The organism is Facklamia hominis CCUG 36813, assembly GCF_000301035.1.
GTDB lineage: Bacteria > Bacillota > Bacilli > Lactobacillales > Aerococcaceae > Facklamia > Facklamia hominis.
Genome location: NZ_JH932292.1, coordinates 1,680,739 through 1,692,043, shown reverse-complemented (window position 1 = coordinate 1,692,043; position 11,305 = coordinate 1,680,739). Strand labels below are relative to the sequence as shown.

Annotated in this window: 14 protein-coding genes and 1 pseudogene; 1 reads left to right on the top strand and 14 read right to left on the bottom strand. The window is 33.1% G+C overall.

Annotated features, from left to right (window positions below; translation table 11 throughout):
• From HMPREF9706_RS07905 to HMPREF9706_RS07850, 14 genes and pseudogenes are all read right to left on the bottom strand, one after another.
• The coding region (locus tag HMPREF9706_RS07905; protein WP_006908848.1) for a restriction endonuclease subunit S at positions 1-520 on the bottom strand (520 nt) is incomplete at its 3' end.
• Positions 510-2,018, bottom strand: a complete 1,509-nt coding sequence (locus tag HMPREF9706_RS07900) for a type I restriction-modification system subunit M (RefSeq protein ID WP_006908847.1) — start codon at positions 2,016-2,018, stop codon at positions 510-512. The genes HMPREF9706_RS07905 and HMPREF9706_RS07900, both read right to left, overlap by 11 nt.
• A gap of 73 nt (positions 2,019-2,091) precedes the next feature.
• Entirely contained in the window at positions 2,092-2,226 is a 135-nt protein-coding gene (locus tag HMPREF9706_RS09380) for a hypothetical protein (RefSeq protein ID WP_006908846.1), read from the bottom strand.
• Between the two features lie 1,285 nt (positions 2,227-3,511).
• On the bottom strand, positions 3,512-4,273 hold the full coding sequence (locus tag HMPREF9706_RS07895; protein WP_006908845.1) for a GNAT family N-acetyltransferase: 762 nt from the start codon (positions 4,271-4,273) through the stop codon (positions 3,512-3,514).
• A gap of 374 nt (positions 4,274-4,647) precedes the next feature.
• Complete coding sequence (locus HMPREF9706_RS07890; protein ID WP_006908844.1) at positions 4,648-5,199, bottom strand: hypothetical protein; 552 nt, start codon at positions 5,197-5,199, stop codon at positions 4,648-4,650.
• Complete coding sequence (locus HMPREF9706_RS07885) at positions 5,171-5,614, bottom strand: hypothetical protein (protein WP_006908843.1); 444 nt, start codon at positions 5,612-5,614, stop codon at positions 5,171-5,173. The genes HMPREF9706_RS07890 and HMPREF9706_RS07885 overlap by 29 nt, the downstream gene beginning before the upstream one ends.
• Before the next feature lie 501 nt (positions 5,615-6,115).
• Entirely contained in the window at positions 6,116-6,622 is a 507-nt protein-coding gene (locus HMPREF9706_RS07880) for a GNAT family N-acetyltransferase (protein WP_006908842.1), read from the bottom strand.
• A 342-nt stretch (positions 6,623-6,964) separates the two neighbouring features.
• Positions 6,965-7,156: a helix-turn-helix transcriptional regulator gene (locus HMPREF9706_RS07875; protein WP_006908841.1), complete on the bottom strand. Its 192-nt coding sequence runs from the start codon at positions 7,154-7,156 to the stop codon at positions 6,965-6,967.
• A 5-nt stretch (positions 7,157-7,161) separates the two neighbouring features.
• Complete coding sequence (locus tag HMPREF9706_RS07870; RefSeq protein ID WP_006908840.1) at positions 7,162-7,488, bottom strand: hypothetical protein; 327 nt, start codon at positions 7,486-7,488, stop codon at positions 7,162-7,164.
• A 182-nt stretch (positions 7,489-7,670) separates the two neighbouring features.
• On the bottom strand, positions 7,671-7,841 hold the full coding sequence (locus HMPREF9706_RS09225) for a hypothetical protein (RefSeq protein WP_006908839.1): 171 nt from the start codon (positions 7,839-7,841) through the stop codon (positions 7,671-7,673).
• Positions 7,842-7,875: 34 nt separating this feature from the next.
• Entirely contained in the window at positions 7,876-8,154 is a 279-nt protein-coding gene (locus HMPREF9706_RS07860; RefSeq protein WP_006908838.1) for a type II toxin-antitoxin system YafQ family toxin, read from the bottom strand.
• Entirely contained in the window at positions 8,144-8,416 is a 273-nt protein-coding gene (locus HMPREF9706_RS07855; protein ID WP_004812197.1) for a type II toxin-antitoxin system RelB/DinJ family antitoxin, read from the bottom strand. The genes HMPREF9706_RS07860 and HMPREF9706_RS07855 overlap by 11 nt, the downstream gene beginning before the upstream one ends.
• 191 nt (positions 8,417-8,607) lie before the next feature.
• Positions 8,608-8,697: pseudogene (locus HMPREF9706_RS09135) on the bottom strand (type IV toxin-antitoxin system AbiEi family antitoxin domain-containing protein); the annotation flags it as partial.
• A gap of 419 nt (positions 8,698-9,116) precedes the next feature.
• Entirely contained in the window at positions 9,117-9,722 is a 606-nt protein-coding gene (locus tag HMPREF9706_RS07850; protein WP_006908837.1) for a CadD family cadmium resistance transporter, read from the bottom strand.
• A 1,126-nt stretch (positions 9,723-10,848) separates the two neighbouring features.
• On the opposite strand from HMPREF9706_RS07850, the gene HMPREF9706_RS07845 reads away from it, so the two are divergent.
• Positions 10,849-11,298 (top strand): CopY/TcrY family copper transport repressor, encoded by a 450-nt coding sequence (locus HMPREF9706_RS07845; RefSeq protein ID WP_006908836.1) that lies wholly within the window; start codon positions 10,849-10,851, stop codon positions 11,296-11,298.
• The last annotated feature ends 7 nt before the right edge of the window (positions 11,299-11,305 follow it).

Here is an 11,305-nt window from a genome sequence, read left to right as displayed (position 1 = left end):
CTAAATTCTTATTTATTTCATTATTAAGTTCTATCTTTTCGTCAATTTCAGATAAAATTGATGCTATCTTTCTTTGTTCATCCAACGAAGGGATATCTACTTCAATTCCGCTAAATGTATCTCTTGTAATCGTATCAAAAACAGATCCATGCGTATTCTTCTTCAGAATGTAAACATTGTGCTTTATCAGGTAATACAAATAATCCGAAGTGACTACCTCTTCCTTTGCACGGAGTCCGTAGCAAGATTGATTAAATGCCATAGGAAATGGAATTGTTGCTATTTCCCCTACCGTTCCTCTTGCAGATATGATGATATCGCCTTCTTTAAGCAGTTTAGTTGAAGAATTATTTAATCCCAACTCTGTAATGCTTTTTTCAGTCTCATAAACATATCTAAAATCGTTATTAAAATCCTTTACGGAAAGCCATGGGATTTCGCCATTCCAGTATTCAACTTTCGATGTTTTAGGCGTTCCGCCTCCAATCAATTCCATTACATCAGACAATTTAAATTTCATATCCAATCGCCCCCAGCTTTCTTCTGATTTCATCTTCGAGTTCATGAGATTTTTCGAACATATCTGAAAGCTCTGATGTCAATCTTGCCATCTTTTCTTCGAATGGTTCTCCATCATCTTCTTGTTCTTCAATTCCCACATAGCGTCCAGGGGTAAGGATATAATCTTGTTTTGCAATATCCTCAAGTGATGCCACGGCACAGAAACCTTTGACATCTTCAAGTGTTCCATTTTGGAAAGCTGTGAAAGTATCTGCTAACTTTTGGATATCTTCTTCTTCAAAATCTCTATGCTTACGGTCAACCATGTGTCCCATCTTGCGAGCGTCAATGAAGAGGGTCTTTCCTTTTTGCTTCTTATTCTTTGAAATGAACCACAGAGTAACCGGAATTGTTACGCTATAGAACAGTTGGGTAGGCATCGCTACGATACCTTCAATTAAGTCATCCTCTATAATTTTCTTTCTAATTGCACCTTCACCTCTTGTCTGAGTTGATAAAGCACCATTAGCAAGCACCAGACCAATCTTTCCATTCGGTGCAAGGTGATGAATCATATGTTGAATCCATGCGTAGTTTGCATTACTTGCAGGTGGCAAGCCATACTTCCAACGTTTATCTTCCTGTAAAGCTTGTTGTCCCCATGGATGATAATTGAATGGTGGATTTGCAAGGATGAAATCCGCCTTTAAAGTTGGATGCAAATCATTTGAAAATGTATCCGCATTATAAGGACCAAAGTCTGCATCAATACCACGAATAGCCATGTTCATCTTGGCCATCTTCCAAGTATCCGGATTTGCTTCCTGACCATATACAGAGATAGCCCCTCTCTTAGCTCCATGTGATTCAAGGAACTTCTCACTTTGTACAAACATACCACCTGAACCACAGCAACAATCATATACTCGACAATTTTCAAAAGGTTTTAAAATAGATACAAGTGTTTTAACAACGCTTGATGGCGTATAGAATTCTCCACCACCTACACCTTCTTTTTCTGCAAACTGTGCAATGCAATATTCATATGTACGGCCAAGTAAATCTTCGCTTGCTTCTGTATCTGACATATCAATGTTATTGGTAAAGATATCAACAACATCTCCTAATACTTTTTTATCAAGATCAGGACTTCCATAATTTTTAGGAAGAACATTTTTAAGATTTTTGTTTTCAGCTTCGATTGCTCTCATAGCAGTGTCGATAACCGTTCCAATCTCAGGGCTATGAGCTGCAGCTGCAATTGTGCTCCATCTTGCTTCTTTTGGAACGAAGAATATATTCTCCATTGTATAAGCATCGCGATCATCTTCAAATCCATCGCCTTCTTCTACAAGCTCTTTATATCTATGCTCAAAAGCAGTAGAAATGTATCTTAAAAAGATAAGACCAATAATTACTTTTCTATATTCTGCTGCCGGAATATGTCCCCAAAGGACGCACGCTGCATCCCAGATTTGTTTTTCAAAGCCAATATTGGCATTTGTTTTATCTGCCATTTTTTCTCCTCCGATCAGTTATTCTTTCAGTATTTTTATTTTCATTATTAACCAGCACATGCTGTACATTATCTTATTTTAATGCTTCATATATACGAAGCAAAATATCAGTTGTAACATTTTCACATCTTCTCATAATAGACGGTGTAATATAATGACGTTTAATATCTTCTTCAGTCATTTGTTTTTTGTTTAATATTTTACCCATTTCATCACCACCATTAATCTTTGATTTGTGCAATTTATGTTAAATGTATACTTATATTATATAGCATACCTACTTGAATAAGATAGCCCTTGTAAAATAATTCAAAAACTAAGGGACTTTAATTGAGGTGCGCCCCAAAGTTAGACTTTTTTATTCCTAAATACTTTCTTATCTATGATTTGCCAAATAGTGTCTGTTAAATTACAAGTCTATGAGCCTATTTGATAAAATTTTCACAACAACAACTTATCATAAGTAAGATAGTCAATGTACTTATTTCACTGATATATACTTACCACAAGGATCTTAGATATGAATATTATTTTATTTCCTCGATTATTTCCTTATAGTTTTTTAATTGTAAAGATGTATAGATCGTAAAAATCTATCATTTTTATAATGCTACTTATATAAATCCGACTGTGAGCCAGTTCTTACTTGAGATAATATTAAAGCTCTTCTATTTTTTCATAGATCAACAAAAAATCGGGCTCTGTTGATAATTCTTTCAAAATCTTTGACAACCATATTATTTCCATTTCTCAATGATTCTTATAGGAGACTTTTCCGAGTAAAAATTGGGTACACAAAAAGGACAGGGCCTCTAAGCAACTGTCTGCGTACACACTAAGCCTTTTAAAAAGGCAGCCTGCTCAGATGTTAGTTAGAAATGACCCTGTCCTTTAGCTCGACTTTCTTATAGCAAGGGAATCATTCGATGCGAACCTCCTAGTGTCGAGAAAGGTTCTTCGTATTTTATGTTAAGTTATATCATTAATTTAAGGTATCTTACTTCCTCTTGCACATCATTAGACTTTCTATTATTTTTCTTTGATATGAATGGTGAATGAACAATCCCTTGCTATTCTGAAAGGAACTCTCCACTAATTTCTGATAGCTTTCAAAGGGATCCTATCGGCAGAAGTGGTCAATGGCCTTATTAACAAATACCGCTGTTCCTTCTCCTGCAAAATCATACCAAAAAGAGTGGCTTAGAAAGATACCATCTCTATTCTAAACTACGAATAAAATCGATCTGCAAGCATAACAAAAAAAGCAGAACCGATATTCTGCTTTGATGATGACATCTTTTATGATCAATGGTGAAAGAACAATCCCTTGCTATTCTGAGAGGTACTCTCCACTAATTTTTCGATAACTTTCAAAGGAATGCTATTGACAGAAGTGGTCCTGATTGGCTTTAGAAAACGCTCTGCCACATTTTTAACGAGGTTAGCTGATAGACTTTCCCCTTTTAAGTTTTTGGATGAATCAGAAAATTTTATTATTTCCACTCAAATGCCTGATAGTCGAAGGCGACCGAATAGCCAAACTTTTTGGAAAAGTCTCGTGAGATAGCTGTATGGGCATCCCAGGACGGGTACCATTCACGATCTAAACAGGCATTGATTAAATAACTCACCCCTATACTGGCTAATCCCTGCCCCTGGTAGCGAGGATGCGTGTCTACTTCAATCTCGATGCCATTTGCTAAGGGAAAGAAAGTACTGGCCCCAGAAATGATTTTTCCTTGATTAAGTATAACAAATCCCAACGCCTGCTGACAGAAATCCGAATAATTATCAAAATTACTGACTAAATCTTTAGACCAGGTCTCTTCTAAACATTGATTAAACAGCTGTTGATTGATGACAGAAATCGAATAGGAATCCGCTAAAGATTGCTTCATTTGATTAATTCTCTGCCCATTAAATTTTTGCGGTGCTTCCATAGCATAACGAATAAATGGTCTGACTTCGTGTTGCTTGATCGTCATTAAATAATTAGACCAGGCGGAACTTTGTGGCACCATGATCAAGTCGCCTTTCGGGAGATGCATCCATAAGTCCTCATTCACCTGTCCCCCCAAAAAAGCAAAGGGAGCCCCCTTTCCGACAATAGCAAGCGCCGATTGGGGTGAAGTCAACCGGTCTACCAAAACTCTACCTTGAAAACCACTTAAAACCGAATCTAAAATATGATTCCAAGGGGGATTAAATAAATTCTTGCACGCTTCATTTATGTCACTGGATTCCTGATAAATCATCTTTCCACCTCCTCAATAATTAATCATTTCCTTACAAACTTATTCCATCAATTACGTATTCGCTAAAGGCTTTCCTTCTACATCAAATCCATATATTTTAGTTGGGCTGAATCAGTGCATTTTTTCTTGTAACACATTCTTTAGTAGCATCTCTTGCTAAGATATATGTTCCCACTTACTGCTATTTTCTCTCAAATAATAAGGCTTACTCTAAGCTAACAATAAATTTTAACGATGGCCTATAAATAAGCCTTTATTATCTACATTTTATTTACTTCGTGGGTGCAACTCTTGTCATCAACACCACACGCTCAACATGTGTCGTGGATAAAGAATGGATTGATTTTGGTATAGTGGGTAGGGAAAATGGTTGTTTAATCATAAAGCGGATCTGCCCCAAACCACGTTTCTACATCTCTGTCTTCTCCATCAATAATCGGGTCATGAGCACCAACGTCGTCAATCCAAGCAACCGCAAATAAATATTCTGAAGTCTTAGTATCAGGAAAGATTCCAAATGCTAATCCATTATCCATATAGACATCATCATAATCATATGCACTGTAGCGTTTCCCATTGCTATAGTCTGTTTCACCTTCCAAACCTATCGATAGTTTTATTCGATTGTCACCGTAAAAGCTAATACAAGCCAATCGTTCGCCAGATTCATGATAGCCTCTTCCTAAACGTTCATCATTAATGGTACAAGATATCTGATGCTCCTTACCATCAGGAATATATTTGATGCGAATATGACACCTTCCTAAAAGAGGAAAGTGTCTTCCCCCAATTGGTCCCATCTCCTTATAATCATAAGGAACAGACTGGCCATCAATTTTAATGTCTATATCACCCAATGGCGTGCTTAATTTTTTTATCTTTTTCATTTTCTGATAATCATTCCGAAGTAATTTTTTGATTTTCAATAGGCACCCTAAGCGTCGCAATAAATGCGACAATTATTAAAACATGCAGTATAATATGCCATAAATCCGGCACATATCTTCCCGGTATGTTTATGAATTGGATACAATTTTCAAAATAAGCAATCTTGCCTTCAACGCTACCCATCAGTCCTTTTCCGAAAATGGTATACCATTCATGGGCAAGGAATTGTAATATAAACCAACCCAATAACCAACCCAATTGAATATATTTACCTAGCTTCCTAGTTAACAGAAAAATACAAAATACTACGGTTGAAATGACCATAAACATTCCATCTTCGTTCAAAGCCCCTTCAACTAAATACTTATCACCGATTTTTACTCCAAACATATCCAGTGAAAACCATACAAGTAATAAAAGATTAGCTACAATTGCAATTTGCCTTTTACTCATTATCTCTGCTCCTCTACTTTAAAACTAGGTTAATTTTCATTTTCAACTTACGAAAAGAAGTGGGCATTTTTATTGGTGCTTAGTTTGTACCTTCTTCCTAAAATCATCGATCAATTTCCCCATACACACACCTTCATTCTAACAGATTTATCCCATTTTCTCCTCTAAAAATCAAAAAGCGAGGTCCCTCTGAGCTTACATCTCAAGGAAACTCCGCTATTACCGCTTCTATTCATTGCTTCACTTTTCGTAAGGAATACCAGGGAATCGGCAGCCCATTGCATCCAGTCATTTCCTAGTTTCGCTCGTCGTTCTTGGGCAATCCGTGAGTGGGCAGGACAGCTGTTTCTTCAATCGCTAACGCGCCTTCAAAAGCAGTGTCACTTCCTCAATATGGCTTGAGTGGTCAATATGGATAAAACTTGGTAATTTTCAAAAGTCTCGTATATGGGAATATGTCAATTAGTTTAAATATTGGACAGATTAAATTGATCTTTTTTTCTATATATTAATCCAATACCTTCTTGTTGTAACATTTCCTCTTGGTAATCTATTTTTTACTTTATTTTCCAAAATTCCACCATTATTTTCTATCACTTTTATTGATCCGATATTGTCATCATCACATGTAATCAAAACCTTATGAAGGTTCAATGTCTCTTTACAATACATTAGTGCCATAGAGAGCATTTTTGTTCCATAGCCCTTCCTACATTCAGACTGTCTAATTTCGTACCCTATGTGACCATCATAGTTAATTAAAAAAGAATTTAATTCATGCCTAATACTAATTTCACCAATAAATTTTTCATTATCTATCAACCAAAATGTAGTCGCTCTAACATAATTTATTGGCAAATTTATACCATGTTCAAAATTATAAGCACGTTCTATAATTGTCTCAGGGTTATTAAAACGTCTTTCTACATGAGGCCTAAACATTTCATCTTCTTCATTTGCTTCAATATAACTTTGGATATACTTCCTATCTGGTCTAATTAGTTTCATAAGTTCTCCTATAATATAAATGTCTTTTTCAATGTAATGTACAATGCTTATAACTTAAATATGCTGTAACACTCTTTGCTCATTTATTTTTGAATAGATCCATAATAAATTATTAGCTGCGGTTATCATAATTATCTTTGTTTTCTATAAGTCATGACTCAGCTGCTCTCTTTTTTTTTTTTTAATCTTTACTCTATTTTCTTAACATCAATGCTACCGTCTCCACATGTGTCGACCTTAAGCTATGGATTAATTATAATATTATATTACCATCTCCTAAAGTCCGTTATAGAAAAAGCGCCTAAAATAATAGGCACTTTAAAAAAATTTGACTCAATCTTTTTATTCATATATGAATAATTCATCTATAGTGGTCTCAAGAGCAAGAGCTAGTTTAAAAGCAAGCTCGAGCGTCGGATCGTACTTATTGTTTTCAATTGCATTAACAGTTTGTCTACTATCTTCGCATATATCAGCTAATTCTTGTTGAAATAATCCTTTCTCGGTTCTAAGTTCTTTAATATGGTTTTTCATTTCTATTACCTATATTTCCTCATATTGATTAAGTAAGAAATATTAAAAGCTATTGATATGATACCGACATAAATAATCGGATTATCTTCAAATCCAATACTAGAATTTTGTTCAAAGAAAATATTCCAAATTATGTTTATAATTAAAAATATTATCCCTACTACTAATGCAGTTAATCCAGATTTTTTTACAATATATCCCTTTCTTTCATCTCCTTTTTTAATCAAGGTTACAATCATTATTAAGGTGCATATTAATGATGCGACAAGAAATAACCAGAGTAAACCTAAACCAAACATTTGATTTGTCTCAATAAATTTTGTTGTATTCATACTTACCTCCTAATGTCAAATACTTTTGACATAGGATGATGACATTAATTTATATAATCAGAAGTCCTCTATCGTCATAGACAAATTCACTTGTATTCTTTCTTAAAATAAAAAACGACTAGATTTTTATCTCTAATCGTTTTTAATTCAAACACATTGACTTTCTCTATTGCAATTTTACTTTATTTATTTTTCTCTTTATTATATTTACTTCCACACCCTATTCCAAAAAGCATAGAGCCAATTATCCATGCATACTCTGTTTTTCCTGTCTTATACGACATATATATTGATAATATGAGTGTAATAAATGCGATTATTGCCAATATAAGCCATAAGTTCTTTTTAACCATATAATTCCATCCTTATTTTTTTCATGTATTGTTATTACTTAAATAAATCAGAGTGTGAGCCAGTTCTTACTAGTGATAATACTAAAACTTCTTCTATTTTTTCATATATCAACAAAAAATCTGGCTCTATATGACATTCTCGAGTTCCTTTGTAATTCCCAACTAATGAATGATCTCTGTATATTTCATCAAGAGCTTCATCTTTTGCTATTTTTTCAATAACATCGAAGAGTTTTTCAATATCTTTTCCTTGTTTTTTAGCTTGCTTTAGATCTTTTTTAAATCTCTTTGTAAACTTTATTTTATACTTCAAGGGCTTTCCTCAAGTCATCCATATTGTCATAGGATTTCACATTCGTATCTTTAGCTATCATTCTTCCTTCTTCAATCGCTTTTATAGTTTCATCACTTGGAACATTAAGTTTTAAATCAAAAGGAATGCCGCTTTCTCTAATACTTGCCCTTAAAAACATATTAATTGCAGTCGTCATATTTAAACCTAAACTGGAGTAGATTTTTTCTGCGGCTTCTTTTATTTCCTTATCTGTTCTTATATTCAAATTTGTTGTAGCCATTTCCTCATCCCCTTTAATATAATTATATAGGCTTATTCGTGCAACGTCAATACATCGTCATTATTAAATACTTTTGCCTATTTTATATTTTATAAAAACATTTTAATACAATATTTACAGAACTTCTTGCGACTTTAGATTCTTCTTCTCTGCCAAATTTCTTATCTTGCGCTTTATACTCTCGATATTAATTACGATAATAACTCCATATATTTCCTAATTTCATCTTCTATTTTAAATAGTCTACTGTATTTTATGAGTCGTCTTAGATTTTTATTTTTTGGATGTAACGAATCCTTACTACATTCAATAAAAAAAGAGCAGCTTTTTAAGCTACTCCTATAGAAAGTACAAAATGAGTTAATTATATTTTTTGTGTTTCCTCATACTAGTTTTAAAACTAATCTTATGTCATGGATTTTTTTGAGTCTTTTTGACATATCCTTCTTCATCTTTTTCACATATAAAATGCTTATAAAACTGCTTAAAATGCAAGATTTATAAGATTGTATCTTTTGTATCAACGCCACCGTCTCCACATGGCTTGAGTGGTCAGTATGGATAAAATATGACTTATTTTTAACATATTACACAATTCTTGCTTCTTATATTTCTTGAGACAGATAAGATAATTCTAAATAAACAAAAAAGACCTACCAAAGATTTCCTTTAATAGGTCCTAAAATATAAAAATAGACTCTTAACTCGTGATTAGGGATATGAAATAAGTAATCGTTCCATTTTCAATCATTATATAGAGACCGAGTCCAATAAACACGACTGGTACAATTATTTTTTCGTACTTTTCTACAATCTCTCCGATAGCAGAAATTGAGGCGAGATTTTGAGATAATTTGCATAGAATCAATATCCCTAACGCAAATATTACTAAACTTATACCAATCTCAATCAAACTCTGTCCTGTAAAATAGGGAATATAAATTCCTAAATTATCTCCACCCATTGCTACTGTTAAACTTGTAAATGCTAATATTTTTGATCCATCTGCGGTAATTTTTCCCTCGATGTCTTCTTCATCAATATCTTCATCCACAAAGATTGCCCTTATACCAAGACCTAGTGGGATTAGACCAAGAAGTCCGATAATCCAATCTTGTGGGATAAAATTTAAAAAGTAAGCGGCAATTAGACTAATCAGTACAAGCAATCCTGTACCTAAATACTGTCCTGCATAAATTGATTTCAAGGCTTTCTTGCCTTGACTGGCGAATAAAATAGTCAAAACAACTAAGTAATCAATCGATGTAGAGACAAAAACTAATAAAGCGGATACTATTGTTTCCATTATTTCTCCTTTCAAAATGTTTAATTTTTTAGACAATCAAAAATTGACTGCAAATACATTGTGCTTTGGAAGTTGCCATTGGAGACATTTGAAGAAATAACTTCACAATTTTCCCACCTTTCCTTTAAATATTACTTAAACTTTAGTTAAATTGTCAGATTTTGTCAAGTTTGCTGATAGATATCCACTCAAACTACGAAGATTATATATACATAAGATTTGATAGAACAAACATTATTTATCTAATATTGAATCCTCTCATTCACTATTTTCAAAGCTGCGTAGTCTTGTAATAAAATATTAGTCAGATAATTATCTAGTTCAAACTTCATAAACTTATTAATTTCAAGCTGTTTCGAACCCTTAGACATCTATTCCCTTGGCCGTAGAATTCACTAATCGGTCCTCTTTTCACTTTTATCTTATCAACGAAACTTGATTCTATCACTTTTTCTTACATTGATATTTCAAGCTTTATAGTTATTGTGTGAAGATTTCTCCTATAACCTTTATATTTTAAATTTATTACTATATAATCTTCGAAACTTGCACAATAACCAATTGACATAAAATCACTTTTTAATTTTAGTCCTTGATTCCTAAAACCATCTCAAAGTTTTAGCCCATTAAATCCATTGGATAAGAGTACAGAATAAAAATCGGTTGTAAACCTTACATAGTCACTAATTTTTAAACAATAGCCCCTATATTCTTGTGAAAAACTTCTCCAGATTTTTCTTAATAAGATGAATCAATTGCACAACTTTCATTTAAATAAATCGACAAATTTTGAGTAAAGTTCCTAAAGTGAATTAAACAAACTATCACGAAAAATGAAAGGTAGAATTTGTGAAATTTATGACTATATATTTAGCCAAACAATAAATTCAGAAAAGATATCATCGTATTTATCATATTTGGAACATATTATTAAAAATAAGGAATTAAAAAAGCGATAAATGTAAATCAATGATAACCTTATAAATCGTACTGGGAATAAATTGAAAAACAAACGCATTAATCGTTGCTTACATTTATTAAAAAAACTTGACATATTTCGTTTACAATAGTAGACTTATTTTGAGCATGATTGTTTACATCTGTAAACGAAAAGGAGGGAAAGAAAATGGATGCAATAGTAAATAATACTCATATCACAGATGCTGAATGGGAAGTCATGCGTGTAGTTTGGGCAAATGATCGAGTAACTAGTAAAAAAGTCATCTCCATATTGAAAGAAAAAATGGACTGGACACAATCCACTATCAAAACGATCTTAGGTCGATTAGTTGAAAAAGGCGTACTAAATACAGAGCAAGAAGGTAGAAAGTTTATTTACACTGCAAATATTGAAGAAAAAGAAGCTGTAAGGGATTATGCAGAGGATATTTTTAACCGTATTTGCAAAAAGAAAGTCGGAAATGTAATAGGAAGCATCATTGAAGACCATGTCTTAAGCTTCGATGATATAGATCGACTAGAAAAAATATTAGAGATGAAAAAATCTTTCGCAGTAGAAGAAGTAGAATGCAATTGTCCAAAAGGACAATGCGAGTGTCATTTACATCATCATTAAGCATAAG

Bases quoted from the DNA above. Each gene is read 5' to 3' on its own strand.
- HMPREF9706_RS07900 (WP_006908847.1), bottom strand. From the start codon at position 2,018: ATGGCAGATAAAACAAATGCCAATATTGGCTTTGAAAAACAAATCTGG.
- HMPREF9706_RS09380 (WP_006908846.1), bottom strand. From the start codon at position 2,226: ATGGGTAAAATATTAAACAAAAAACAAATGACTGAAGAAGATATTAAA.
- HMPREF9706_RS07895 (WP_006908845.1), bottom strand. From the start codon at position 4,273: ATGATTTATCAGGAATCCAGTGACATAAATGAAGCGTGCAAGAATTTA.
- HMPREF9706_RS07885 (WP_006908843.1), bottom strand. From the start codon at position 5,614: ATGAGTAAAAGGCAAATTGCAATTGTAGCTAATCTTTTATTACTTGTA.
- HMPREF9706_RS07880 (WP_006908842.1), bottom strand. From the start codon at position 6,622: ATGAAACTAATTAGACCAGATAGGAAGTATATCCAAAGTTATATTGAA.
- HMPREF9706_RS07875 (WP_006908841.1), bottom strand. From the start codon at position 7,156: ATGAAAAACCATATTAAAGAACTTAGAACCGAGAAAGGATTATTTCAA.
- HMPREF9706_RS07870 (WP_006908840.1), bottom strand. From the start codon at position 7,488: ATGAATACAACAAAATTTATTGAGACAAATCAAATGTTTGGTTTAGGT.
- HMPREF9706_RS09225 (WP_006908839.1), bottom strand. From the start codon at position 7,841: ATGGTTAAAAAGAACTTATGGCTTATATTGGCAATAATCGCATTTATT.
- HMPREF9706_RS07855 (WP_004812197.1), bottom strand. From the start codon at position 8,416: ATGGCTACAACAAATTTGAATATAAGAACAGATAAGGAAATAAAAGAA.
- HMPREF9706_RS07850 (WP_006908837.1), bottom strand. From the start codon at position 9,722: ATGGAAACAATAGTATCCGCTTTATTAGTTTTTGTCTCTACATCGATT.
- HMPREF9706_RS07845 (WP_006908836.1), top strand. From the start codon at position 10,849: ATGGATGCAATAGTAAATAATACTCATATCACAGATGCTGAATGGGAA.